We start from the raw sequence: 24,671 nt of genomic DNA on the forward strand, positions 1-24,671 counted from the left end.
CCCCTGGAAGACGACCAGGTTGATAGGTTCGAGGTGGAAGCGCAGCAATGCGTGCAGCTGACGAATACTAATCGGTCGAGGGCTTATCCTAAAAGATTAAACCAGCTGAAGAAGATGTAAGTTTCGTATCCAGTTTTCAAGGTGCAACTAATAGCTGATGGCTTTTAGCTCAGCTGGGAGAGTGCCTGCCTTGCAAGCAGGAGGTCAGCGGTTTGAACCCGCTTGGCTCCACCAATTGCAACTTAGTTACGTTCCCTGATAGCTCAGTTGGTAGAGCACTCGACTGTTAATCGAGTTGTCACAGGTTCGAGTCCTGTTCGGGGAGCCATTTCACGGAGAGCTGTCCGAGTGGTCGAAGGAGCACGATTGGAAATCGTGTATACGCTAACCGCGTATCGAGAGTTCGAATCTCTCGCTCTCCGCCAGATTATTTTCAAGGCCCGTTGGTCAAGGGGTTAAGACACCTCCCTTTCACGGAGGTAACAGGGGTTCGAATCCCCTACGGGTCACCACTTTTATATGGAGGCTTAGCTCAGCTGGGAGAGCATCTGCCTTACAAGCAGAGGGTCGGCGGTTCGATCCCGTCAGCCTCCACCATATATGATTTCTAATGACGCGGGGTGGAGCAGCTCGGTAGCTCGTCGGGCTCATAACCCGAAGGCCGCAGGTTCAAATCCTGCCCCCGCAACCAATTATAATGTGGAGCCGTGGTGTAGAGGCCTAACATGCCTGCCTGTCACGCAGGAGACCGCGGGTTCGAATCCCGTCGGCTCCGCCATTATAACCTTTACAACTTCATATGCCGCTGTAGCTCAACTGGTAGAGCAACTGACTTGTAATCAGTAGGTTGGGGGTTCAAGTCCTCTCGGCGGCACCAGATTCATGGAGGATTAGCGAAGTGGCCAAACGCAGCAGACTGTAAATCTGTTCTCGTGAGAGTTCGGTGGTTCGAATCCATCATCCTCCACCAGTTTTAAAAACGGCATCTTAGGCATTACTGGCAATGGCTTGTTCGATACATGGCCAAGCGGTAAGGAACGGGATTATGCTTCCTCAAAGCATAAGTTACCTACCTAGAGCCAGCCTTTGTATGAGCCATTAGCTCAGTTGGTAGAGCACCTGACTTTTAATCAGGGTGTCGTAGGTTCGAGTCCTACATGGCTCACTTTTATCTTCATATGCGGTTGTGGTGGAATTGGCAGACACGCTATCTTGAGGGGGTAGTGCCCACTGGGTGTATGGGTTCGAGTCCCATCAACCGCACCATCTTATTATGCGGTCATGGCGGAATTGGCAGACGCGCTAGATTCAGGTTCTAGTGTCAGCAATGACGTGGAGGTTCAAGTCCTCTTGACCGCACCATTATGCGGAAGTGGCTCAGCGGTAGAGCATCGCCTTGCCAAGGCGAGGGTCGCGGGTTCGATTCCCGTCTTCCGCTCCATAATGCGCGCCCTTAGCTCAGCTGGATAGAGCGTTTGACTACGAATCAAAAGGCCGGGAGTTCGAATCTCTCAGGGCGCGCCATTTTATTACGGGATGTAGCTCAGCTTGGTAGAGCACCTGGTTTGGGACCAGGGGGTCGCATGTTCAAATCGTGTCATCCCGACCATCTTTATTGCGGGTGTAGTTCAATGGTAGAACTCCAGCCTTCCAAGCTGGTAGCGTGGGTTCGATTCCCATCACCCGCTCCATACTTAAATCCAACTCTCTGCGATGCAGAGAGTTTTTTTGTTATATTTGGACTTTTATCGACAAATCAAGGCGATTGGAGAAACTGGAGTCTGTCGGAGTGAATGAGAGAAGTGCGACAGACAGAAGTGACATGGAAATAAGCTAGTAAGAACAAACGAGTATCTGAAGTACTGGGGAACAGGAGCAATGGAAACAAACGCGGAATCACAGAAGTAATAGGGTAACGGAATGTTCGAGTGACCGAGGAACAAAAGCAACCGGCAACAGGATCAGTTGGAACGAGACAGTGCGGCTGTGAAAGTTTATAAGCTGGAGTGAGGACAATACGCGCTATTGCGATACGGTGAGGCAGTTCAGGAAATCCTGGGCTGCCTTTTTCGGTTGTGATCGAACGAGTAGGGAAGGGTTCTCAAGTTGTAACGGAGCAGTTGGACGGTAGAAACGATGGTTGGCGACACGTCTTGCCCGGAAGTAAGTCTTAAACCACTATGCTGCTCGCTACCCCATTAGCTATGGTTCAAAGCCTGGTCAGTTCGTATGCTAGTCGAGTTTTTTAGTAAATCAGGCTGTTTTCCTTGAAGTTCGCCATACTTTTGCCATGTTCAGCCAGAGCTAATCGAGCGACAATGAAAGAGAAGCAGAGGTGCAAGCGAACCGGGGCGGGAAGGTCGAAATCCTTCCGCAGTGCTTTGCCCGATTGGGTCGAAGTATGCTGTCGCTTGGTATCGTTGTTTTAACTGGGTTCGATTCCCGATCGCTGTGGAGCGAGAGTGGTACTATGCTACCGATATTCCAAATCGGCTAATTAACTGAAAGGGATAGCGAGAGATTTCCAGCCTGCCCGAGAGGCGAGGCACGGGGACCGAGGCCAGCGGCTTGCGGATACCGGAAGCGGAAAAGACGTTCATGAGGTTGCCTAGAGGAGCTTGGTTTATCAGCAGGGCAGTGAGGCTGTTGAGGCGCAAGCACGAGGAAGACCGAGTGAGCGCTGACCGTTCCTTAAGCAAGGCCCCGCCGAGGTTGCCGGGAAATCTCCGCGCTATACCGTCACGAAGGAGAGAAACGCGATGATGTTTAACAAACATGTTTTGAAACCCGAGGAGCGCGGATTGGTATTCCGCGACGGGCACTATATAAAAATGGCGAAGTCCGGCGTCGTGCGGTACTCGAAATGGAGAGGCGAGCAGATCGTTGTCGTGAAGGCAACGGAAGGTTTTCAGGTAGAAGGTTATGCATTGGAGTCGTTCCTTCATGACCCGGAGCTTTTTCAGGAGCTAGAAATCATCAATGTGCGCGATCATGAGCTGGTCTTGCATTACGAGAATGAACAGTTCAAGGCCGTGCTCCGGCCAGGGCGATATGCGTTCTGGAAGGGATTGCGCGAGCATCGGTTCGTGCGAGCGGATATTCGGCAGCCAGAGCTTGGCGGCGAAATCGATCGTACGATCGTATCGAAGCTCGGCGTGCATGTGCAGGTACAGGACGTGGCAAGCCATGAACGAGGGTTTTTGTTTTACGACAACTTGCTGCAGCGAGAGTTGGTGCCGGGCAGGTATTACTTCTGGCGCGGTTCTGTCCAAACCGTGGTGCGGACCGTCGATATGCGGCAGCAGCAGATGGATCTGACGGGACAGGAAATGATGACGGAAGACAAAATTACGCTTCGGCTTAATTTCGTATGCCAGTATCGGATCGTCGACCCCATTCGTTTACTAGATATCAAGGGGTTCGAGGAGCAGCTGCACATCGAGCTTCAGCTGGTGCTGCGGCAATATGTGGGGACGCTGAAGCTGGACGATCTCCTCCGGACGAAGCAGGAAGTCGCAGCGTTCGTGTTGACGAGGCTGAACGAGAAGAGCGGGGAATATGGACTGCGGTTCTTGTCGGCGGGCGTAAAGGATATCATTTTGCCAGGCGAGATTCGGGATATCCTCAACACCGTGCTGCTGGCGGAGAAGAAGGCGCAGGCCAACCTCATTACGCGCCGGGAGGAGACGTCTTCGACCCGTAGTTTGCTCAATACGGCGAAGTTGATGGACGAGAATCGCACGCTCTACCGGTTGAAGGAGCTGGAGTTTCTGGAGAAGATTTGCGAGAAAATCGGAACGATCTCGCTCTCGGGCGGCAGCAACTTGCCGGAGCGTCTTGACGCGCTGCTCGGCTCCCGAATGGGCGAAGCGGACAGCAGGTAGGATCGGACTCAATTGGGCAAGAACAACTATAATGATTTTGCCCAGTTGACAGTTCTTAGGGGCTGCATTTAAGATTAACCTAATTACACGAAGGGAGGCTGATGAACATGATGACACTTACTCGCATGAAAACAACCGCACAAGCGAATAACACATTTCATTGGTCTCCACGGACTTTTTGCATCTAGCGGACCCTCGATTGCGCGCGATTATCGCGTCGTATGAGGGTAAGCGATGGTTGCGTACGAAAGCCACGGACAATGAATGTCCGTGGCTTTTTTGCGCGCAAATTTGGCGGACGGACGTGGGGATCAGGAAGGAAATAGGTGGATGGGATCGGAAGCCGCTCGAAATGGGCGCGGATGATTGACGAATAGAGCACGGTTATCATGAACGAAGGGAACGCGCTGCACCGATGTATCGGACTAGGAACGAAGGGAACGAGCCGCACCGATGTATCGGACTAGGTACGAAGGGAACAAGTTGCGTCGATGTATCGGACTAGGAACGAAGGGAACGAGCTGCGTCGAGGTGTCGATTTGGGACGAAGTAAATGAACTGGCTCGACGTGTCGTCTAGCAAACGAAACGATGATCCTGACCGACGGGGTATTGCTCAGACGCTGGAAGTTATGGAAGCTGGCGAGATTGTTTTGCGAGAGCAGTGCAGCGGTTGTGGAGGAGAAGAAGACATTGAACGGGGTTGGCTGTACGCGCGGCGGAGCATGAACAGAGACTAGCGAACGGACTGCGGCAGGATAGACAAAGCACGTAAATTACGCGGAGGAGTGAAGAACATGTTCGTTGTGAACGGGATGAACGGTGGGGCTGCATACGGCAGCATGGCGGAAGAAAACAAGCGCGGCAACGCGACAATTTGGAGAAAGAACGAGAGGTTACGAACAGATGGAACAGACGTTTTACAGGCAGGTGCAGCTTCCGGCGGGGACGGTACATGTATACGCGGGTGATGAGCTGTACGGAGCTTTAGATTATAAAGTGTTCGAAATGGCGAACAACAATTTGCAAATTCCGAACCAGGCGTACATGAGCTATACGCCCGACGTGCATGTCGGGGTCGGAACGTGTATTGGCACGACGGCGGTGTGGGAGTCGAAGAACGGCTATGTCTCACCATCCATCGTCGGGAGCGATATCGGGTGCGGCATGCGGGTACATGTGACGAACCTGACGCGGGAAGACGTGCAGGACGTCAAGCTGCGGCGGAAGCTTGTGCGGACGATCGAGAAATATTTGCCGGTCGAGGAGCATGCCAGAGGGCATTTCTCGGACATCCGGCTGGAGCATGTGGTGCAGAAAGGGCTGCACGGCTTGCCGAAGAAGTACATCCCGGACGGCTATACGCCGCGCAAGGCGACATCGCTGACGCATGTGGAGAGCAGCCGGTTTTATTTGGACGAAGAGGCGCTGAACAAGTTCCCGGACATCATCTGGCACCGGTCGCATCGGCAGCTTGGGACGCTGGGCGGCGGGAATCATTTCGTGGAGCTGCAGGCGATCGAGATCGCGGAAGAGAACCACGACATCGCCGAACAGTGGGGATTGTTCGATGGCCAGGTCGTCATCATGATTCACTCCGGCTCGCGGGCATGGGGCGGCGCGGTTAGCCAGTACAATACGAGCGACATGGCGAAGATGATGAAAGCGGCTGGGTACGGTACGGCTGATCCGAAGCTGGTATACGCGGAGTTGGCCCACCCGGTGGCGCAGACGTACGTGAACCTGATGTATTCGGCGCTTAATTACGCGGTCGTGAACCGGCATCTGATCGCGTACGGCGTGCGCGAGGCGTGCAAGGACGTGTTCGGGTCAAAGTTCGAGACGAAGACGCTGTACGATCTGATGCACAACTATGCGTGGGAAGAGCGGCACGGCGAGACGGATTATTTCGTCCATCGGAAAGGCGCGACGCGGGCGCTGCCGGCCGGTCACCCGGATAATCCCGCGCCTTATGCGACGACCGGCCATCCGGCGCTGATCCCCGGCTCGATGGGAACCGCATCTTACTTGATGGTGGGAGCGAGCGGCGGAGCTGCTAATTACTATTCGATATGCCACGGTGCAGGACGCATCCGTTCGCGGAGCGCGACGAAGCGGCTGGTTACGGTGGACGCGTTCGCCTCGGCGATGCGCGTAGGGACGGATGAGGAGATCGTCGTCAACCAAAGATCGCTGGAGACGATCCTGGATGAGTCTCCGCAAGCTTATAAGGATGTCGACCAGATTATCGACAGCGTCGTTGGCGCAGGGCTGGCCCAAGTGGTCGCCAAATGCAAGCCGCTTGCGACGGTGAAAGGGGCTTCATGATCGTAAGAGGGAATGAATGGATGCCGAAGCAAGCGGCAAGAATGGCGAGCGAAGGTGCCCGATTGGAACGGATGGAGGCAACGGTCGCCAAGGAACCGAAGGAAGGCACGGAAAGCGCTGCTGGCGAGGTAGACGCAGCAGTAGACCGGACGGCGCTGGATATGATGGATACACTACAGGCGACGGGAGCCGCGCGGACGAAGCATAGCGATGAACTCGGCCAAATGCATCGAGACGGTGCGGAGCGCACGATTGACGCAGCGGGTAAAGGGGCGGCGCAGGATACAATGGGTAATCCACTTTCGACGCTAGCCATCCGGACGAAGTATAGCGATGAACTCGGCCCAATGCATCGAGACGGTGAGGAGCGCGCAACAGACGCAGCGATTAACTGGGCGGAGCAATGCGCAACTGGCGAGCATGGGGCGGCAGAAACGATGCCGACGCGTCGCGATGATGAGCATGCCCGCGCGGGGGTCGAGACGATCATCTCTGCTGATGAAGAGCTCGCCGAGCGGGTAGTTTCCGCTTTCGAAAGTTACAGCGACGCCATCATGGGTATCCGGCGGTTGCTTGCGGAGCGCTATGGCGAGAACTTCGAGCTATACGCCGACGAGGATGGCAACAAAGAATATTGGGAGCAGCTGAAGCAGGACTTGCAGCTCCGCGACGGCGAAGCGGAGCGGATCGCACGGATCTATGCATCGGTAGAAACGAGCGCGTTCGATTACCGGGAAGGCAGCTGGAGCGTCTATCGAAGTCTGCAAAACAACGTGTTCGCTTATACGGCATGGGGCGTGGCGTTGGCGCGCGTACCCGTTATGCGTCCGCATGGCATCGGATACGAGGATTGCGTATTCGCGGCGGACGAGACGCGGCTGCTCGCTTTCCTGGAGCACTGCCGCACGCGGCGCAGAGAGCTGGACCGCTCTCAGGTGACGGTGTTCACGGATCGTCCGCACGGTACGGAGAAGAAGCTCGAGTCGATCACGACGATGGTTCAGCGCGAAGAAGTGGTTATGCACGATGACGTGAAGAAGGATATTTACCGCTCGATCGACCGGTTCTTCTCGGAAGACCGCAGCTTTTACGAGACGTTCGGGGTACCTTATAAACGCGGCATTCTGCTCTATGGCAAGCCGGGCAACGGCAAGACGACGCTCGTGAAATCGATCGCGGGCAGCGTGCAGGCACCGGTGGCGTATTGGCAAATCACGGAGCATACGTGCAGCGACACGATTCAAGAGGTATTCGAGGCTGCGGCGTCGCTCGCGCCGATGATTCTCGTCGTCGAGGATATGGACGCCATGCCGGAGCGGGCGCGGTCGTATTTCCTGAATACGCTGGACGGGGCGACGTCGAAGGAAGGGATCTTCCTGATCGGCACGACGAACTACCCTGAGCGGATCGATCCGGCGCTCATGAACCGGGCGGGGCGGTTCGACCGCGCATATGAAATCAAACTGCCGGACGCGGAGCTGCGGGATGTATATATGCGCCGCAAAGGGTTCGGAATGCTCGCCGGCGAGGAAGAGCTGAAGGAACTGGTCGGCATGACGGAAGGCTTCACGTTCGCCCAGCTGAACGAGCTATATGTCTCGGCCGCGATGGTGTGGTACGAGGAGAAGGCGGTCAATCTGCCGCTGCTGGCGAAACGGCTGAAGGGCGATTTGCATAAAGGACGGACGCAGGAATGGTTCCAGGATCCGGGGACGCAGCGGGTTGGGTTTATGGCGATATAGGCTGGAGCTTGCAAGACTCGGTCGAGACCGGCGAAGTAGCGCGAAGAAGGTTGATGACCGATGCGTGACGGAGTTCGCGAGCAGCGGTGCGTAATTTGCGACATGGCAGAAAATAGTACGATGATGGAAACGAGAGGTACTGCGCGGTCGCCCGGTTAGGCGAGTATAAGCCAGAAGGGTGCGTGTGTAAACGCGACAGATCAGATTCCTGCATGAATGCGGAAACCGGCGCGTCCGGTGAAAAAGGAGCGAGTACCGTGAAGAACGCTCAGGAACGGCAGCGGCTGAGCAAAATGATGACCAAAATGCTGCGGCACGCGCCGGACGAGTTCGGACTCCGGCTGGATCCGGCGGACGGGTCTTGCCAAGCGGATGCGCTGTTGAACGCGCTGATGCGGCTGCCGTCATGGGCTGGCGTGACGATGGAGGACATCGCCGAGGTTGTCCGCGCGTGCGAGAAGCAGCGGTTCGAGCTGCGGGATGGGCGCATACGAGCACGGTATGGTCATAGTTACGAACGAGTCGCTTATGAAGCGGCTCCGCCGCCGGCGATCCTTTACCATGGGACGAACCGGAAGGCGCTGGCGCAAATCAAACAGGATGGCCTACGCGCGATGGGCAGGCAGTACGTTCATTTGTCCGAAGGCAAGTCGTTCGCCGAGCTGGCCGGTCGACGGCGGGGCGAGCTGGTGATGCTTCGAGTCGATACGGCGCAAGCCGCGCAAGCCGGCGTGACGTTCTATCGGGCGGGGAACGAGGTATGGCTGGCAGACCACGTGCCGGCGGACGTGTTGAACGAAGACGGTCCGTGAGATCGGACTTGATATAGAAGAATGAAGCGATTATATAAAAACGAGGTGTTTCACTTGAACTATACGCAAGCGGCAACGCTGGAATGGCGTGCCGGACACGATGGCATGCCGGGCGGCGCGCGGGAAGACGGTTACGGCCGGACCGCGAAGGAAGCGACGAACGGATGGAGAAGCGAGGCTGACGGGAAGCCGTACCCGCATGCTCCGGCCGCACCGGTCATGGCGCCGACGAAGAAAAAACCGACTTATACGGGCCGAATTATTATGGACTAGGCAGACGCGCGTCGGCTTAGTACTTCGCTAGAGAGAAAGCGGCGTGGACGGGAAGCTTCAATGTGTCGATGATGGACGACGTAGACGCGATGTCGGATTACCAGCTATGACTCCCCGGTAGAAAAGGGAGCAGCGTGGGCAGGAAGGCTTATCCGCGGCGACTTTATGGATCAAGCAGAAACTTGCGCGGTCGGTTACGACGACAGAGCGTTGACGGAAAGGTCTAATAGGCTGAAATATTATAGACAAAGCAAAAGCGCTGCCGGCGGGCAGCGCTTTTTTTGAATACTATGAATTTATAAGTTTCCCGCGTATAAATGATCGTAGCAGATGTTGGCGCTTGCAGGAAGCGGGTCGTTTGCATGAAGCCGAAGAGGGGAGTATGATGGGGAAACTAAGAGGATTTACAACATAAGGAATTAGGTGAGCGCAATGAAGATTGGCATCGGGTTTCGGACGATGAAGACGGCGCTCGGCGTCTGCGTATCGGTTTGGATCGCGCAGTTGCTGGGGCTCGAATATTTCTCGGCGGCCGGCATATTGACGCTGCTGTGTATCCAGAAGTCGCGGAAGCAGTCGTATTCGGCGGCGGTGAGCCGCGCGATGGCATGCGTATCGGGGATGTTCTACGCCGCGATGCTGTTTCAAATCCTTGGCTATCATCCGTATGCGTTCCTCGTTCTGTTGATGACGTTTATTCCGTTCTGCGTCTGGCTCGGCGTACAGGAGGGGATTGCGAGCAGCATCGTCGTCGTGATGCATGTGTATATGCACGGTTACGTGGACGACGCGTTCGTGCTTAACGAGCTGATGGTCGTGGCGATCGGACTGGGCGTGGCGCTCATCATTAATTGGTACATGCCGAGCATCGACAAGGAAATCGAGAGCTACCGGCGGGAAACGGACCGGTTAACGAGCCGGATTTTACACGAAATCGCGGTTTATCTTAAGGACAATGACGCAGTCTGGAACGGCAAGGAAGTGCTCGAGCTTGCCGATACGCTGCGCAAAGGAAAGCGGATGGCCGCGTTGGACGCGGAGAACAGCCGCCGGCGGAAGAAGGGCCTCAGTTACTCGGATTATTTCGAACATAAGCAGCGCCAGTATGATCTGCTGGAGCGGATGCTGCCGTTCATCTCGCGGATCAACACGACGATCGAACAGGGACGGCGGCTGGGCGAATTCGTCGAGCTGTTGAGCCAAAACCTCGACAATCGCGGCGAAGCGTCGCGGCTGCACGACATGCTGTGCGGCATTCGAGAGTATCACAAGCTGCTGCCGCTGCCGGAGACGCGGGAGGCGTTCGAGAACCGGGCCAATCTGTTCGTGTTCGCTAACGAGCTGCAACGATTCGTGGAGACGATCCGCAGCGGTCCGGGCGCCTATAACGGGGAACCGGCTATTCGGCTGAAGAGGCGGACGGCAGGCGAGCGTTAGGGCGGTTGGTTGGCTGCTGTATCATCAGAGCATATGAATTCCGGTAACGGAATGAAATATAGTAGGGTCTACAACGCACAGATAAGGAAAAAGCACGCGTGAGATGGCGCAAAGGCCGTCTTGACGCGTGCTTTTTGCAGGAATCGCATGCCGGTGACGAAGACTATTCGCTCTTCGCTTCGTCCCGCGAGATGAGCGTGAAGTCGTCGTAGTGGAAGCCTGGCGCGACGACGCAGGAGACGAGCACCGGCTCGTTGCCGAGCGGCTTCGCTTTCTGCCAGACGTTGGCGGGAATGAGCACCTGCGGCTGCTGGCCGTTCTCGATGTCCAGGCCGAGCACGAATTCCTGCGTCTCTTCGGACGGGGAATCGCCGGTGCCGCCGAGCGTGAGCAAGAGCGGGCTGCCGGAGTGGTACAGCCACAGCTCGTCCGAGAGGACGACGTGCCAGTCGGACATTTCGTCCGGATGCAGCAGGAAGTAGATCGACGTCGCGGCCGGGCGGGAGCCGGAATATTGGCCGCCGAGCACCTCCTTCGGGATGTCGAAGGACGCCTTCCACAGCTCGCGGTACCAGCCGCCCTCGACATGGGGCTGCAGGCCGAGCGTCTCGATGAGCGGCGAACGATAAGGGGTAGTCATGGTTTTCTCTCCTGTCCGGTAATGAGAATGAAGTACAACGTTATGCTGTAACGATAGTCAATCCGCCGGCGAAATGCAACTTTTTATGGCGCTGGGAACTGGGGGATTCGCAACCTGCGCGACCGTTTGGCATTTCCTGCCGCTCCCGCTCCCGCTCCCGCATTACCCCGCGTCTTTCTCGCCGGCCGTCTCCGACACTTCCGCGGGGTCGCTCGGTTGGCTGTCGGCATCATCCGTCACGCCGTACCGGACTAGCGCTTTCGTCGCGGATTCGTACATGCGCCTCTGATGGTAGGCGCCCTCGACGATAATGACCCGCATGCCGAGAAAACGGATTTTGGAGAGGACGTAGTCGCTGTCGTCGCCGGAAAACTCCAGCTGAATCTGGTACGTGTCCGACAGCTCGTCGTATTCGACCTCCTTCTCGAAGCAGGAGAGCGCATAGAGGATCCGGGACAGCTCGCGATTATAGGCAGGCACGACCGCAAGGGTGAGCTGGTTCTTACGATCTGCGAGCACCGTGGAGATGCGCGCCAGATTGGCCTCCGCCGCCTCCTCGGACATCGCGCTGTATTCGACCAGCATGATGTTGCTCAGCTTGGTTGCCATCCAGGCTCGTCGTCTCAGATGCATCCACAGCACGTACCATTCGCGCTTCACCATAGAATACTCGAGCTTGTAGGGAAAGCCTCGCACGTTGCGCTGGACGCTGCCGTTGCGCAGGGTATACGTAATGCGCATCCCTTTCTTGGCGGCGATGATGCGGCGCAATGGACGAAGCAGCGGATGATGCACCTGCCGCTCGACGCTGCGCGCCTTCTCCTGCAAGCCGCCGAGATAGCCGGCATCCGGTTCATCGGCCAGAATCGCGACGAGCTTCTCGCGCGTCTCGGGCGCCAGGGCGGATTCGGCCGCCGGATGAGTCAGCATCGACTTCAGCCAAGCCCGCTCGTGGCGCGTCAGCGCGACGGTGCCGCTCTCGCCGAGCTTCGCCATCACCTGGTAATTAAACATCTTCTCGAACAGATTCATAGTACCGCTGGATCTCCTTCCATTCGGCGATGAATTCCTCCCGCAGCCGCTTGGGCGCGAGCACCTCGCAGCTGGAGCCGAAACTGCGCAGCCACGGCTTGATTTCCGTCATTCCGTTGACCGTAATCTCGTAGACGAACGACGTCGCGTCCTCCTCCGTAATGACGCCCCATTGCCCCTGCAGCCGCACCCGATCTTTGATGAAATTTCTCGAGGCCTCCTCCGGATTGTAGAAGCGCGCGCGCACGGTGACCGGATAGCCGGTATCGACGAGCCAGCTCTGCTGCGTGCGCAAATCCAGCAAGGCGAGCTTGGCCGCGAAATCCGCCTCTTCGACGGGATCGCCTTCCTCGATCTGGGTCATGCCTTCGAGCCGGAATTTGGCGACGCGCTGCTTGGCGCTGTGGGCGAGCAAATACCAGCGGCCATACTGATGGTCGTAGACGACGCGCAGCGGCAGCACGCGCGCTTCCTTGCCTTCGCTCTCCCGGGCGAACAGCGGGTTGGTGTTCTGGGAACCGTAGCTTTTGCCCGCCTTCGGGGAGAAGTACAGGAACGAAATCGTGCGGCGCGCGGCGATCGCCTGCAGCAGCAGATTCAGATGCGCTTCGTCCAAAATCCGGGAGTAGTAATGGTACTTGTACAGGAACGGCTCGGCTAGTTCCTTGCCCTGCCGGCGGATCGCTTTCTTCAAGCTGTCGCGCAGCAAATAGCCCTGCACGGACGGCACCTGCGTGTTGGCCATGACGTCGACGAAATCGTACAGATCGATCAATTCCTCGTCCGACAGCGCGGTCAATAGCTCCGTATACAGCCGATAGCGGTACGGGCGGGCGGTTCCTACGCGCACGATGACGCCGGCTTCCTCCAAATACTTCAGGTCGCTGCGGATCGTCTTCTCATCCGGCAGCGCCAGCTCCTCGGGCAGCCCGGCGCAGCACAGATCGAGCAGCTCCAGGGCGGTCAGCGGACGCGATTCCAGCTCGGCGACGATCAGGGTGAGCCGATAGCTCTCGGTCTCCTTAACGGACTTGGCCCGGTAGAGGAACAGCAGGAGCGGGTCGGCGGACTCGTAGTACGAATAGCGCAGCGTCTCGGCGAATTCCTTGCCCTGCTCGGCCGGCAGCCGCTCGTGCACGGCGCTGACGACAGCTTTGAGCTTGCGTATCGTCTTGTCGAACGTATGGATGGAGATGCCGAGCCGGTCGGCGAACTGCTGACGGCTGTACGCGCCGCTGGTTAATACCAGCATGCGGAGGAATTGGATTTCTTTATCGAAGCTTTCGCGTGCCATGCCGATCGCGTCCCCGTTTCTGAACAGACTTTCAACTATATTCCATTGTAGCAAGGCGGAGGGGGAAGGGATACGGGAACATTTTTCAAGCGTAGGGTGCAGGAGGTCGGCGTAGCGTGCGTGAGGAAGGACGTGCGGATGGACGTGCGGACGTAAGGGAGCGAAATAGCAGGCTAGGTGCGCTATTGGCAGCCGGGCATGAGGCGGAGCGGAATAGCGGGCTATTTTGCCCTCGCCATACTTTCGCCATGTTCGCGCTGGCGTGTATCGGCGATGATGTGGGAGTGGAACAGCGGCATAACGGGGCGGGAATATCGCGGCTCACGGGAACGTCCGATTGCGTAACCACGGCCATGCGTTTTTAACAAGCGAACGATTCATCTCATGCACCATTAACCATCTAAATGAAGGAGGGATGCCCCATGCATCCATACGAATCCAGCATCCTAGAGGCGCTGCGCAATATCGAGTCGGAGGAGGGCGTGCGCATTCTGTACGCATGCGAATCCGGCAGCCGGGCATGGGGCTTCCCCTCTCGGGATAGCGATTACGACGTGCGTTTCATCTACGTCCGGCCATTCGACGAGTACTTATCGATCGACGATAAAAGGGATGTCATCGAGCGTCCGATCAACGACCTGCTGGATATTAACGGCTGGGATTTGCGAAAAGCGCTGCGGTTGTTCCGCAAGTCGAACCCGCCGCTTCTGGAGTGGCTGCAATCGCCCATACCCTATATGGAGCAAACTTCGGCAGTCGCGCGAATCCGGAGCATGTCCCCGCTGGCGTTCTCCCCGAAATCGTGTATGTATCACTATTTGAGCATGGCCAAGGGCAACTTCCGGGAATATTTGCAGGGCGAGGAAGTCCGGCTGAAAAAATATTTCTATGTGCTTCGTCCGATATTCGCCTGCGGTTGGATCGAGGAGAAAGGGACGATGCCGCCGATCGCGTTCGACGCCTTGTTCGAAGCGCAGATACCGGCGGACAGCGAATTGCATGCCGCCATTGGCGAGTTGCTGGCGCGCAAGATAGCGGGCGACGAATTGGACTTGGGCCCGCGCATCGCGGCGCTTAACGATTATTTGGGCGAGCGAATCTCGCATTTCGACCGTTCGGCGGTTCATGTTCCGGCATCGGAAGGCGAGCCATCGGAGCGCTTGGGCGAGCTGTTCCGCCAGACGCTTAGGGAAGCGTGGGGAACGGAAGTCGCTGCATTTTAATAAGAGACGGAGGAGAAGCGGGATGCAATTGATCATCCGGGCGGACGGAGCGGGCGCGAACATGCTGTCCCATCTGCTCGCCAAAAATCCGAACAACCTGTATGAGCGGGAAGAAAAAGGGGCCAAGGTGCGCCTTGTCTATACGGTATGCGACGAACAACGAACGGAGGCGGTGCTCCATGTGTCGCCGGACCCGATCGAGTTGGTCAAAGGCAGTCCGGACAGCTACGACATTACGCAGTACATTAACGACCGGGAGTTCGTGACGAGCAGCCTGTTCTGCGCGTATATTCGCGCTTCGCTCGGCACGGCGCTGAACGGCAAGCCGAAGGAAGCGTTCGCGGAGTGGGTATCGCGCAAGTTCGCGCTGACGCTGTCGTTCGGCCCGGTGGCCTCGAATTTGCCGGAGGCGATCGTGGAGCAGCTGTTCGCGGCGCTTGGTTACGAGGTCGAGCAGGAACGCGGGGAGGCGGATTATCCGTTCGCGCTGAAGAACCGCAGTTCGGTGCGCTATATTACGCTGCGCGGCAGCCAGACGCTGCAAACCGCGCTTCGGCAGCTGTTCATTCTGATGCCGGTGCTGGACGATTACAAGCACTATTTCATCGGCGAAGCCGAGGTCGAGAAGCTCGAGCGTTACGGGGAAGGTTGGCTCGAGGCGCATCCGCAGCGGGAACTGATCGTGAAGCGTACGCTGCGTTATGCGGACGTGATCGAGCGCTATGAGGCGAGGAAGCCGGCGATTCGGCAGCAGACGACCGAGAATAAGGCCGAGCAAGGCAATACGTCGGCACTGGGCGCGCGGCATGAAGCCGGGGCAGCTCGGACGAGCGAACCGGGCGACGCGACAGACGCCGTGCGTCTTGCGCGCGAGATGGTGAAGGCGGCGGGGGATAACGCGGAGGAGCAGTCTGCCGAAGGTGCGGCTATCGCGGACGGCGCATCCGGGCCGCAGCCGAAGGTCCGGCTCAACGAACAGCGCTATGAGGCGATATGCGATGTCATCCGAGGATTCGCGCGCAAACGGGCGATCGTGGATTTCGGCAGCGGCGAAGGCAAACTGTCGGCTCGGCTCGCGGAGCTTGCGGGCGTCCAAGAGGTGCTGGCCGTCGAGCCGTCGGCCATAGCTCGGAAGCGGGCGATGGATCGTTACGCCAAGCTGGCCGAACGCGGTCTTGGCATCGTGCCGAAGCCGGTCACGGGCTCGTTGTTCTATTACGACGAGTCGCTGCGCGGCAAGGACGTCATCGTCCTGTGCGAGGTAATCGAGCATATCGAGGCGTACCGCGTGGAGCGGGCAATCGCGACGATCCTGAACGAATACGCCCCGCATGCGCTGATCGTCACGACGCCGAATAGGGAGTACAACGCGGTATACGAGATGGGCGGGGCGATGCGGCATGCCGACCACCGGTTCGAATGGACGCGCGGCGAATTCCGCCAAGCTTGCGAGCGGTGGCGGACGGATGCGTACGAAATCGAGCTGCAAGGCGTCGGCGAAGGGCATGAAGCTTACGGCCATCCGACCCAGATGGCAATCTTCCGAAGGAGAGAGGAGACGAAGGAAGCATGACGACGGAACAACAAGAACAACGAAGAACGATTCGGCTGCCGCATGCGGGCATCGTGCTGCTGGTCGGTCCGTCGAACAGCGGCAAGACGACGCTGCTTGCGCGGCTCGTCCGCGAAGGGACGCTGCTGGCGACCGAGACGGTGTCCTCCGACCAGTTCCGGATGCTCGTCGGCGACGTTGAGTTCATCGATTGGAAGGGCCGGCCGAAGCTGGAAGCCGACGTGCTGTACGCCGAGTACCAGCTGGTGTCGGAGCAGGCGTTCGCCGCGATGGAGAACGTGCTCGAGATGCGGTGTCGGCTCCGGAAACTAACGGTGGTCGACGCCACGCACTTGTATCCGGACGACCGGAACAAATATATCGAGATCGCGAGGCGGCACCACGTCGCCGTTACGGCGCTCGCGCTCGACGTGCCGGAAGAGACGCTGCTGGCGCGGGACGCCGGGAGGGAGCAGCCGCGCGGCAGACAGCGGGTGAAGCAGCAGGCGCAGCTATTCAAGCGGGCGCTGCGAAGCTTGAAGAGCGAGGCGTTCGACGCTTCTTACATCATCAAGGACGCGGCGTTGGACGACATCCGGTTCGAGCGCAAACAGAACCCGCTGCAGATCGAGCTGGGCGCCGGCATCGACGTCGTCGGCGATATTCACGGCTGCTTCGACGAAATGACGGTGCTGATCGGCAAGCTGGGCTACGAGCTGGGCGAAGACGGTCTGCACCGTCATCCGGACGGGCGCAAGCTCGTATCCGTCGGCGACGTGATGAGCCGAGGTCCCAAATCGATGGAGGCGATGGATTTCTGGGAGATGCACGTCCGCGCGGGCCTGGCGTTCATGGTCGACAGCAACCACGGATGGAAAATCGCGCGTTATCTGGACGGACGCGACGTCTCGCTCCATCATGGCGACGAGAAGATGGCGGAGGAGCTGGCCCGGTACGAGGCCGCGCGAGGCGAGGAGGCGGCAGCCGAATGGAAGACCCGCATGCGCGCGTTCCTGCTCGGCGCGCCGTCCCACCTGGTATTCGCGCGCGATGGCGTCCGGCATGTCGTCGTGGCGCATGCGGGCATTCGGGACGAGTTTATCGGCAAGCAGTCCAAGCGTATTCAAGACTTCTGCCGATTTGGGGATACCGAAGGAACGGACGCGCAGGGCAAGCCGACCCGCAAGGAATGGCATACCGGCCACAGGTCGGGCGAGCTGATTATTTGGGGACACGACGTCCGTCCGCGTCCGGAGACGGCCGGGCTTACGATCAACATCGACCAGGGCGTCGTGTTCGGCGGCGAGCTGACGGCTTACCGGTATCCGGAGCGAACGTTCGCGACCGTGCAGGCGGCCCGGGATTACTCCGGAGAGGCGGACAATCCGCTCGCGCGGCGGGCGAGAGACCGGTTCGCGCCGCCGAATTTGGCGAAGCTGGCCGAAGGCTATACGGTGGAGACGGCGAGCTACGGCGCGATCGGCATCCGCGGGGAATTCGTCAAAGCCGCGCTCGATACCGTCTCGCATTACACGGTGCCGATCGAGGAGCTGCTCTACATTCCGCCGACGATGAGCCCGCCGGCCGTGTCGGCGGACGAGCGCTTCCTGGAGCATCCCCGCGAGGCGTTCGCGTATTACCGCGCTCATGGCGTAACGACGATGGTGGCGGAGAAGAAACATATGGGCAGCCGCGCGATCGTGGTGCTTTTCAAGGACGAGGATGCGGCAGAGGACTACGTTGGAAGGCGCACGCCGGGGACGGTCTACACCCGCACGGGGAGGCCGTTCTTCCAGTCGGACATCGAACGCGAGTTGTTGGAGCGGCTGCGGCTCGATTTGGCGGCCGCCTCGTATTTCGAACGCCACGAGACGGAACTGCTCGTGCTGGACGCGGAGATACTGCCGTGGAATTTGAAGGCGAAGGAGCTAATCGCCAGCCAGTATGCCCATGTCGGCGAGGCGGCGGTGATGGATCGCGCGAAGCTGCTGGAGAAGCTGCAAGCTGCCCGGGACGTCGGCCGCGACGTCGGCGATTGGCTCGCGGAGACGGAAGCGCGGCTGGCCGGCGCGCGGACGTTCAAGGAAGCGTTCCAGGCGTACTGCTGGGACGTGGAAGGGCTCAGCGGCGTACGGATCGCCCCGTTCCATCTGCTTGCGCATAGCGGCGGCACGTTCTTCGATCGAACGCATCAGTGGCATATGGAGCGCGCGGAGGAGCTGGCCGGCTTGTCGGAGCTGTTCATGGCGACCGAACACCGGGTCATTACGGACGAGGCGAGCGAGGAAGAAGCCATTCGCTGGTGGGAAGCGATGACGGCTGACGGCCACGAGGGCATCGTCGTCAAGCCGGAGCGTTACATGACGCGCAGCGGCGGCAAGCTCGTTCAGCCGGCGATCAAAGTGAGGGGACGTAAGTACCTGCACATTATTTACGGTATGGACTACTTGGAACCGGATAATCTGCGCCGCCTGAAGGGGCGCAAGAGCGGGAAGAAAGAGCGTCATGCGCTCATGGAATTCGCGCTCGGCATGGAAGGGCTGAAGCGGTTCGTCCGTCAAGAGCCGGTGGAGCGGATGCACGAATGCGTGCTGGCGGCGCTCGCGATGGAGTCCGATCCGGTGGATCCGCGTCTGTAGCCGACGGGCGTACGCCCGGAACTTAGAGTAGTTTGAAGCGCTTGGAATGCGCGAAGAAGGAGGGCCTCAACAAGGCTGGCCTTCTTTTATTTTCCAACGCGAACGTGGTAAGGTGGTACGGAGGGCAGCGGCGAATCGGCGCTCCCATGGCATGCATTCGAGTCGGGAGGGAAAGCGATGGAGTTGGAACAGTTGAAGGCGCGCGTCGCCGCGAGCGCGAACATCGTGTTTTTCGGCGGGGCCGGCGTGTCGACGGAGAGCGATATTCCGGATTTCAGGTCGGCGACGGGGCTGTATCAGACGAGCGGAGCCGGCGCTTATCCGCCCGAGGTCATGCTGAGCCGCAGCTTCTTCCGCACGCATCCCGAGGAATTCTTCGCCTTCTACCGCACGCGGATGCTCTATCCGGACGCGAAGCCGAACGCGGCGCACGAGGCGCTCGCCGAGCTGGAGCGGCAGGGACGGCTCGGCGCGGTCATTACGCAAAATATCGACGGTCTTCACCAGCTGGCGGGGAGCAAGCGGGTGCTGGAGCTGCATGGCTCGGTGCTGCGCAATTCCTGCTTGGGCTGCGGGCGAAAATATAATTTGGATTACATTCTGAATCATCCCGATACCGTGCCGACCTGCGGCGCGTGCGGCGAGATCGTCCGGCCGGACGTCGTGCTGTACGAGGAGAACCTCGACCTGAAGGTGCTGCTGGAAGCGGCCGATTGCATCGCCGCGGCGGATCTGCTCATCGTGGGCGGTACTTCGCTAACGGTCAATCCGGCCGCCGGTCTGGTGACTGAATACGAAGGAGACGGGCTCGTCTTGATCAATATGACGGCGACGCCATACGACAGCCGGGCAAGCTTCGTTATCCGGGAGCCGATCGGGCAAGTGATGCGCGCGCTCGTGCCGAAAGGGTAGCGGGAGGGAGCATTCTGTTCCGTAAAGGGCAAGCGCGGGAGAAATTCCGCGGTTCCGCGTGGCCAGGCCGTTGCGAATCGTTGATAAACCGGGCCGTCCAGGCGGACATGCGAGGGCAATGGCCGAGCCTGCTGGATGGTTCCACCACTTCCGCTGAGGGCCGATCTATGGTACGGTAGACGATAGCGAATTTTTTGGAATAGAGATAAGGCGGGATGTTGAACGTGATGGGCACGAGCATGAAGCGGGAAGCGGCGGCGATCGAACGGCCGGAAATCAAGCGCTGGAGCGAGATCGAGACGTCGCTCTCCTTGGGGATGGGGCTGTCGCGCCTGACGAAGGACGAGCTGCTGGCGATCCGGCAGCAGCTGGGCGTTGCCAAGCTGAGCAGCAAGACGAAACCGGAATTGATCGAAGCGACGGAGACGGCCGTACTGGACGCTTTCGCGGCAGAGCTTGAACATATGGATGCGCAGGACGAGGTTCTGCTTCGCGAGCTGATCATGGATCGGAACGGCGCATGGCCGTACGAGGACGAGCGCGCGGAGGGATTGTTGCCTCTTCTGCCGAGGGGATTGTTGTTCCCGGGCACGATAGAAGGCGCGAAGATGTTGGTCATGCCGTTGGAAGCGCAAAATGCAATGTTGAGGCACGGCTTCCAGTTGGATACCGGTCCGAGCGATCCGGGCGCAATCGAGCGGATCAAGCTGACGCGCGGCTTGCTCCATTATTACGGCCGGTTGACGAAGCCGCAACTGCACAAATATATGGAGCAATATACGAAGCAGAACGTCCCTTCGGCGGATTATTACGCGGAAGTCATGGACGAGGTCAAGCGCGGTAATTTGCAATATGACGATGAACTGGGGATCTTCGACGCCGGCGTGGGCGATTTCAAGTGGCTGTACGACGAGCAGCAGGCGCGCCGCGATATTCCGTACTGCGCCTTCACGAAAGGGCAGCTACTCGAAGCGGGCGATTTGCAATTCGTGGACAAGCATCCGGCATATAAGGCATTCGCGACTTTCCTGGAACAACGACTGGGCGCAACGGAGGACGACGCGGACGAGATCGCGGCGGAGATCATCCTCTCGATCCAGGAGCGGCTGGGGCTTCAAGACGTTGTCGGATCGATTCAGAACCACTTCCAGATCAACGAGCTGAAGATGCTGGAGGCGCTCGTGGAGCGGGTCGTCGAACTGATGAACAATTCCCGTCAATGGACGCTGAAAGGCCACACGCCGAGAGAGCTGTCGGCCATGCGCAGCCAGACGGCGAACGTCATGGCGGCCGTGCCGGCGAGGCGGCCGGGCGCAGTCGTGCCGTTCCGGGCGGAGACGAAGGTTGGCCGCAACGACCCGTGCCCTTGCGGCAGCGGGAAGAAAGCGAAGAAGTGCTGCGGCGCCTAAGGCGCGGCAAACGAAAATGGCGGAACGAAACGTCGGGAAGCGCTGAGGTAATCGGCGCTCATCCCGGCGTTTTTTGGTATGCGAAGCGCAGTAAAATTAAGGAAAGCGGCCGCGTATTTACAGAACCGAATGAAAGCGGTATTATTGATGCATTGGAATACTTGTATACAGGTATACTTGTTTGCATCTGAAAGGATGGTAGCCTATGAAGCTTGGTTTGATCGGATTGGGCAAAATGGGATTCAGTTTGGCGCAAAACTTGCTCCGGGGCGGTCACGAGACCGTCTTGTACGACGTCAATCCGGAGCCGGCGAAGCAGCTGGCCGAAGAAGGCGGGCAGCCCGCCGAGACGATCGCGCAGCTGGCGGCGTCGTTGGCGAAGCCGCGAATCGTGTGGATCATGGTACCGGCGGGCGAAATCGTCGACAAGGTGCTGGACGAGCTGCTGCCCGCGCTCGAGGAGGGCGACATCGTCATCGATGGAGGCAACTCGCACTATAAGCAGTCGGTCGCTCGGGGCGCGAGGCTCGGAGAGCGGGGCATCCGCTTCCTGGACTCCGGCACGTCCGGCGGCGTAGAAGGCGCGAACCAAGGCGGCTGCTTCATGGTCGGCGGATCCAAGGCGGCGTTCGAGACGGTAGAGCCGATCTTCCGCAGCATCGCGACCGAGAACGGGTATCTGTACGCCGGCGAGAGCGGCAGCGGCCACTATCTCAAAATGATCCACAACGGCATCGAATACGGCATGATGCAGTCGATCGCCGAAGGATTCGAGCTGCTGAGCAAGAGCGAATACGGCTTCGACTTCGAAGACGTCGCGCGCGTCTGGGCGAACGGCTCGGTCATCCGAGGCTGGCTGATGGAGCTGACGGAGCGCGCGTTCTCGAAGGATCCGAAGCTGGAGGGCATCCGGGGCATCATGAAGAGCTCGGGCGAAGGCAAGTGGACGGTCGAGACCGCCCTTGAGCTGGAGGCGAGCACGCCGGTCATCGCGCTGTCGCTGCTCATGCGCTACCGTTCGCTGGAGAACGACACGTTCCACGGCAAAGTCGTCGCGGCGCTGCGGAATGAATTCGGCGGCCACGCGGTCGTGCGCAGCGAGTAAATCGGCAAGCGGGCAGGCGAAGCGCTCGTCAAGGGACAGCCGAATGGACATGAGCAAGCCGCGCCGACGCCGCGAATCCGTGGCATCCGCGTTCGCACCTATGCTACAATGAAGGATATTGTTCATAGCTGCGTACGAAACGGATGACTAGGAGAGTCGATGGAATGCGGTATCCTTCTGCATGGCTGGCGGGCCTGTCCCTCGGGGAGACGATCGCCTGCGAATTAAGACTGCAAATTATTAACGGCACGATCAAATCCGGCGAGGTCATCTCGGAGAACCGGATCGCCGCCGACTTCAATACGAGCCGCTCGCCCGTCCGGGAGGCGCTCAAATCGTTGTCCAACGAGGGGCTTATTCGGTTAGAGCGGATGGGCGCGGTCGTGCTGGGATTAACCCGCACCGACGTGGAAGAGCTGTACGACGTGCGGTTTCTGATCGAGAGCTTCGTCCAGCAGCGCCTCGCCTATGCCGACAATACGGCGCTGACCGCAAGCCTCTTGCAGCTGATCGACAAGATGGAGCTGGCGGTGAAGCACGGCGACATCGTGGAATTCGCGCATCTGGATTTCGCCTTTCACGAGACGATCATTACGGCGGCGGCGCACACCCGGATATTGCACTTATGGAAGAGCATCCGCCATATCGTGCTGACCGTCATGCTGATCACGACCGGCGAGGTGTTCTCGGAAGGAGAGGCGAAGCTGGAGACCGTCATCGACAAGCACCGCATTATCGTCAGCGCGCTGGCGTCCAAGAACGTGGACGCGATCCGCGAGGTCGTGGAGACGTACTTCGCCGATTCGCGAACGACGCTGTATCACAGTCTTCCCTAGGTAAGCCATCGAACTGCCGCTTCGGCGGCGTTCCGACGGCTGCGGAATGTAACGCGCCGCGCCGCCGAAGACGGCGACAGCCGGTTCAACTTGTCGACAGGTATACTTGTATTAATCCACATAATGAAAGCGCTCTTAGGGCATAGTACCTCGGAACGTCAGCCGCTAGCAAATTAAGGAGGATCTTCATGGATAGCTTGTTCGGTCTCAGTCATAACGCGACGCTGCTCGTCTGGACGCTCGTCGCGATCGTATTCTTGGTTGTGCTCATCGCGAAATACAAGTGGAACCCGTTCGTAACGCTGCTCATCTCGGCGCTGATGCTCGGCTTGCTCGCCGGAATGGACCCGCAGGAGGTCATCAAGTCGGTGACCGGCGGCCTCGGCGGCACGCTCGGCACGATCGCCATCGTCATCGGTCTGGGCACCATGCTCGGCAAAATGATGGCGGAATCCGGCGGCGCCGAGAAAATCGCCACGACGCTCGTCGACCGCTTCGGCGAGAAGCGCGTCCACTGGGCGATGATGATCGTCGGCTTCATCGTCGGCATACCGGTATTCTTCGAGGTTGGCGTCATCCTGCTTATTCCGATCGTGTTCACCGTCGCGCGCAAGACGGGCATGCCGCTCTTGAAGATCGGCATTCCGATTCTCGCCGGCCTTTCGACCGTGCACGGCCTCGTCCCGCCGCATCCGGCGCCGATGATCGCCATCGATGCATTCGGTGCCGATTTGGGTAAAACGATTTTGTATTCGCTTCTGATCGGCTTGCCGACGGCTATCATCGCAGGTCCGTTGTTCGGCAAATTCATCGGCAAGCGCATCGACGTCACGCCGCCGGCTGACCTTGCCGAGCAGTTCGCGGCGAATGAAAACCGCCAACTGCCGGGCTTCGGGATTACGTTGTTTACCATTCTTCTCCCTGTTATTCTTATGTTAATCGGTTCCATCGCGACGATCGCCGATCCGGACGGCGTGAACGGCTTCACGCATTTCGCCGAGTTCATCGGCCATGAAATCATCGCCTTGCTCATCTCGGCCGTCTTCGCGTTCTTCTCGCTCGGCTTCGCGCGAGGCTTCTCGAAGGAAGACGTATCGCGCTTCGCGAACGAATGTCTGGCGCCGACGGCGTCCATCATTCTGATCATCGGCGGCGGCGGCGCGTTCAAGCAGGTGCTTATCAACAGCGGCGTCGGCACGGCGATCGGCGAGATGGCGACGGCCGCGAACGTGAACATCATTCTATTCGCATGGCTCGTCGCGGCGCTGATCCGCGTGGCGACGGGCTCCGCGACGGTCGCGATGACGACCGCGGCCGGCATCGTGACCCCGGTGCTCGCCATGAACCCGGGCACGAACGTCGAGCTCGTGGTGCTGGCGACCGGCGCGGGCTCGCTCGTGCTCTCCCACGTCAACGACGCGGGCTTCTGGATGGTCAAGGAATTTTTCAATATGTCCGTCGTGCAAACCTTGAAATCGTGGACGGCGATGGAGACGATTCTGTCCGTCGTCGGCCTTATCTTCATCCTGCTTCTGAGCACGGTCGTGTAGCGGA

17 protein-coding genes, 15 tRNA genes and 1 rRNA gene are annotated in these 24,671 nt (G+C 58.9%); 30 read left to right on the forward strand and 3 right to left on the reverse strand.

What is annotated here, in order from left to right; all coding sequences use genetic code 11:
• From BCM02_RS33035 to BCM02_RS33140, 22 genes are all read left to right on the forward strand, one after another.
• Positions 1–91, forward strand: a 23S ribosomal RNA gene (locus BCM02_RS33035); the annotation flags it as partial.
• Between the two features lie 161 nt (positions 92–252).
• Positions 253–328 (forward strand) — tRNA-Asn (locus tag BCM02_RS33040).
• Between the two features lie 6 nt (positions 329–334).
• Positions 335–425, forward strand: a tRNA-Ser gene (locus BCM02_RS33045).
• A gap of 12 nt (positions 426–437) precedes the next feature.
• Positions 438–512 (forward strand) — tRNA-Glu (locus tag BCM02_RS33050).
• A 9-nt stretch (positions 513–521) separates the two neighbouring features.
• Positions 522–597: transfer RNA gene (locus BCM02_RS33055), tRNA-Val, on the forward strand.
• A 17-nt stretch (positions 598–614) separates the two neighbouring features.
• Positions 615–691: transfer RNA gene (locus BCM02_RS33060), tRNA-Met, on the forward strand.
• Between the two features lie 10 nt (positions 692–701).
• Positions 702–778, forward strand: a tRNA-Asp gene (locus BCM02_RS33065).
• A gap of 23 nt (positions 779–801) precedes the next feature.
• Positions 802–877 (forward strand) — tRNA-Thr (locus tag BCM02_RS33070).
• 7 nt (positions 878–884) lie between these two features.
• Positions 885–970, forward strand: a tRNA-Tyr gene (locus BCM02_RS33075).
• A 122-nt stretch (positions 971–1,092) separates the two neighbouring features.
• A tRNA-Lys gene (locus BCM02_RS33080) sits at positions 1,093–1,165 on the forward strand.
• A 15-nt stretch (positions 1,166–1,180) separates the two neighbouring features.
• Positions 1,181–1,266 (forward strand) — tRNA-Leu (locus BCM02_RS33085).
• 9 nt (positions 1,267–1,275) lie between these two features.
• Positions 1,276–1,362: transfer RNA gene (locus tag BCM02_RS33090), tRNA-Leu, on the forward strand.
• Between the two features lie 4 nt (positions 1,363–1,366).
• Positions 1,367–1,441, forward strand: a tRNA-Gly gene (locus BCM02_RS33095).
• A gap of 6 nt (positions 1,442–1,447) precedes the next feature.
• Positions 1,448–1,524: transfer RNA gene (locus tag BCM02_RS33100), tRNA-Arg, on the forward strand.
• 8 nt (positions 1,525–1,532) lie between these two features.
• A tRNA-Pro gene (locus tag BCM02_RS33105) sits at positions 1,533–1,609 on the forward strand.
• 8 nt (positions 1,610–1,617) lie between these two features.
• A tRNA-Gly gene (locus tag BCM02_RS33110) sits at positions 1,618–1,691 on the forward strand.
• Between the two features lie 1,071 nt (positions 1,692–2,762).
• On the forward strand, positions 2,763–3,884 hold the full coding sequence (locus BCM02_RS33115; RefSeq protein WP_148933455.1) for a slipin family protein: 1,122 nt from the start codon (positions 2,763–2,765) through the stop codon (positions 3,882–3,884).
• 905 nt (positions 3,885–4,789) lie between these two features.
• Complete coding sequence (locus BCM02_RS33120; protein ID WP_148933400.1) at positions 4,790–6,211, forward strand: RtcB family protein; 1,422 nt, start codon at positions 4,790–4,792, stop codon at positions 6,209–6,211.
• Between the two features lie 20 nt (positions 6,212–6,231).
• Complete coding sequence (locus BCM02_RS33125) at positions 6,232–7,953, forward strand: AAA family ATPase (protein WP_246183668.1); 1,722 nt, start codon at positions 6,232–6,234, stop codon at positions 7,951–7,953.
• 257 nt (positions 7,954–8,210) lie between these two features.
• Positions 8,211–8,765 carry an RNA 2'-phosphotransferase gene (locus BCM02_RS33130; protein WP_246183669.1) on the forward strand — a complete coding sequence of 185 codons (555 nt, stop codon included), beginning with the start codon at positions 8,211–8,213 and terminating at the stop codon, positions 8,763–8,765.
• 54 nt (positions 8,766–8,819) lie between these two features.
• Positions 8,820–9,038, forward strand: a complete 219-nt coding sequence (locus BCM02_RS33135) for a hypothetical protein (RefSeq protein ID WP_148933402.1) — start codon at positions 8,820–8,822, stop codon at positions 9,036–9,038.
• 432 nt (positions 9,039–9,470) lie between these two features.
• Positions 9,471–10,475 (forward strand): aromatic acid exporter family protein, encoded by a 1,005-nt coding sequence (locus BCM02_RS33140; protein ID WP_148933403.1) that lies wholly within the window; start codon positions 9,471–9,473, stop codon positions 10,473–10,475.
• 163 nt (positions 10,476–10,638) lie between these two features.
• Here BCM02_RS33140 and BCM02_RS33145 read toward each other — a convergent pair whose 3' ends face one another.
• The 3 genes from BCM02_RS33145 to BCM02_RS33155 form a co-directional block, all read right to left on the reverse strand.
• Positions 10,639–11,115, reverse strand: coding sequence for a cupin domain-containing protein (locus BCM02_RS33145; protein ID WP_148933404.1), 477 nt, complete (start codon positions 11,113–11,115; stop codon positions 10,639–10,641).
• Positions 11,116–11,277: 162 nt separating this feature from the next.
• On the reverse strand, positions 11,278–12,147 hold the full coding sequence (locus BCM02_RS33150; protein ID WP_148933405.1) for a WYL domain-containing protein: 870 nt from the start codon (positions 12,145–12,147) through the stop codon (positions 11,278–11,280).
• Positions 12,122–13,441 carry a helix-turn-helix transcriptional regulator gene (locus BCM02_RS33155; protein WP_148933406.1) on the reverse strand — a complete coding sequence of 440 codons (1,320 nt, stop codon included), beginning with the start codon at positions 13,439–13,441 and terminating at the stop codon, positions 12,122–12,124. The genes BCM02_RS33150 and BCM02_RS33155 overlap by 26 nt, the downstream gene beginning before the upstream one ends.
• Before the next feature lie 422 nt (positions 13,442–13,863).
• Here BCM02_RS33155 and BCM02_RS33160 point away from each other — a divergent pair, with 422 nt between their 5' ends.
• From BCM02_RS33160 to BCM02_RS33195, 8 genes are all read left to right on the forward strand, one after another.
• Positions 13,864–14,664, forward strand: a complete 801-nt coding sequence (locus BCM02_RS33160; RefSeq protein ID WP_148933407.1) for a nucleotidyltransferase domain-containing protein — start codon at positions 13,864–13,866, stop codon at positions 14,662–14,664.
• Between the two features lie 22 nt (positions 14,665–14,686).
• On the forward strand, positions 14,687–16,237 hold the full coding sequence (locus tag BCM02_RS33165; protein WP_148933408.1) for a methyltransferase domain-containing protein: 1,551 nt from the start codon (positions 14,687–14,689) through the stop codon (positions 16,235–16,237).
• On the forward strand, positions 16,234–18,855 hold the full coding sequence (locus BCM02_RS33170; RefSeq protein ID WP_148933409.1) for a polynucleotide kinase-phosphatase: 2,622 nt from the start codon (positions 16,234–16,236) through the stop codon (positions 18,853–18,855). The genes BCM02_RS33165 and BCM02_RS33170 overlap by 4 nt, the downstream gene beginning before the upstream one ends.
• Before the next feature lie 177 nt (positions 18,856–19,032).
• Complete coding sequence (locus BCM02_RS33175; protein ID WP_148933410.1) at positions 19,033–19,767, forward strand: NAD-dependent protein deacylase; 735 nt, start codon at positions 19,033–19,035, stop codon at positions 19,765–19,767.
• Positions 19,768–19,982: 215 nt separating this feature from the next.
• Positions 19,983–21,176: an SEC-C metal-binding domain-containing protein gene (locus tag BCM02_RS36440; RefSeq protein ID WP_281288271.1), complete on the forward strand. Its 1,194-nt coding sequence runs from the start codon at positions 19,983–19,985 to the stop codon at positions 21,174–21,176.
• 205 nt (positions 21,177–21,381) lie between these two features.
• Entirely contained in the window at positions 21,382–22,281 is a 900-nt protein-coding gene (gnd, locus tag BCM02_RS33185) for a phosphogluconate dehydrogenase (NAD(+)-dependent, decarboxylating) (RefSeq protein ID WP_148933411.1), read from the forward strand.
• A gap of 164 nt (positions 22,282–22,445) precedes the next feature.
• The gene (locus BCM02_RS33190; RefSeq protein WP_148933412.1) at positions 22,446–23,117 is read left to right on the forward strand and encodes a GntR family transcriptional regulator; all 672 of its coding nucleotides are present in this window, start codon (positions 22,446–22,448) and stop codon (positions 23,115–23,117) included.
• A gap of 188 nt (positions 23,118–23,305) precedes the next feature.
• The gene (locus BCM02_RS33195; protein ID WP_148933413.1) at positions 23,306–24,667 is read left to right on the forward strand and encodes a GntP family permease; all 1,362 of its coding nucleotides are present in this window, start codon (positions 23,306–23,308) and stop codon (positions 24,665–24,667) included.
• Positions 24,668–24,671: the final 4 nt, after the last annotated feature.

Origin of the sequence: Paenibacillus methanolicus (genome assembly GCF_008124765.1) — a bacterium.
Taxonomy (GTDB): Bacteria; Bacillota; Bacilli; order Paenibacillales; family Paenibacillaceae; genus Paenibacillus_Z; species Paenibacillus_Z methanolicus.

Coding starts and splice junctions, on each gene's coding strand:
- BCM02_RS33195 (WP_148933413.1), top strand. CDS start 23,306: ATGGATAGCTTGTTCGGTCTCAGTCATAACGCGACGCTGCTCGTCTGG.
- BCM02_RS33175 (WP_148933410.1), top strand. CDS start 19,033: ATGGAGTTGGAACAGTTGAAGGCGCGCGTCGCCGCGAGCGCGAACATC.
- BCM02_RS33115 (WP_148933455.1), top strand. CDS start 2,763: ATGTTTAACAAACATGTTTTGAAACCCGAGGAGCGCGGATTGGTATTC.
- BCM02_RS33190 (WP_148933412.1), top strand. CDS start 22,446: ATGCGGTATCCTTCTGCATGGCTGGCGGGCCTGTCCCTCGGGGAGACG.
- BCM02_RS33125 (WP_246183668.1), top strand. CDS start 6,232: ATGCCGAAGCAAGCGGCAAGAATGGCGAGCGAAGGTGCCCGATTGGAA.
- BCM02_RS33150 (WP_148933405.1), bottom strand. CDS start 12,147: ATGAATCTGTTCGAGAAGATGTTTAATTACCAGGTGATGGCGAAGCTC.
- BCM02_RS33165 (WP_148933408.1), top strand. CDS start 14,687: ATGCAATTGATCATCCGGGCGGACGGAGCGGGCGCGAACATGCTGTCC.
- BCM02_RS33145 (WP_148933404.1), bottom strand. CDS start 11,115: ATGACTACCCCTTATCGTTCGCCGCTCATCGAGACGCTCGGCCTGCAG.
- BCM02_RS33120 (WP_148933400.1), top strand. CDS start 4,790: ATGGAACAGACGTTTTACAGGCAGGTGCAGCTTCCGGCGGGGACGGTA.
- BCM02_RS36440 (WP_281288271.1), top strand. CDS start 19,983: ATGTTGAACGTGATGGGCACGAGCATGAAGCGGGAAGCGGCGGCGATC.
- BCM02_RS33155 (WP_148933406.1), bottom strand. CDS start 13,441: ATGGCACGCGAAAGCTTCGATAAAGAAATCCAATTCCTCCGCATGCTG.
- BCM02_RS33160 (WP_148933407.1), top strand. CDS start 13,864: ATGCATCCATACGAATCCAGCATCCTAGAGGCGCTGCGCAATATCGAG.
- BCM02_RS33170 (WP_148933409.1), top strand. CDS start 16,234: ATGACGACGGAACAACAAGAACAACGAAGAACGATTCGGCTGCCGCAT.
- BCM02_RS33140 (WP_148933403.1), top strand. CDS start 9,471: ATGAAGATTGGCATCGGGTTTCGGACGATGAAGACGGCGCTCGGCGTC.
- gnd (WP_148933411.1), top strand. CDS start 21,382: ATGAAGCTTGGTTTGATCGGATTGGGCAAAATGGGATTCAGTTTGGCG.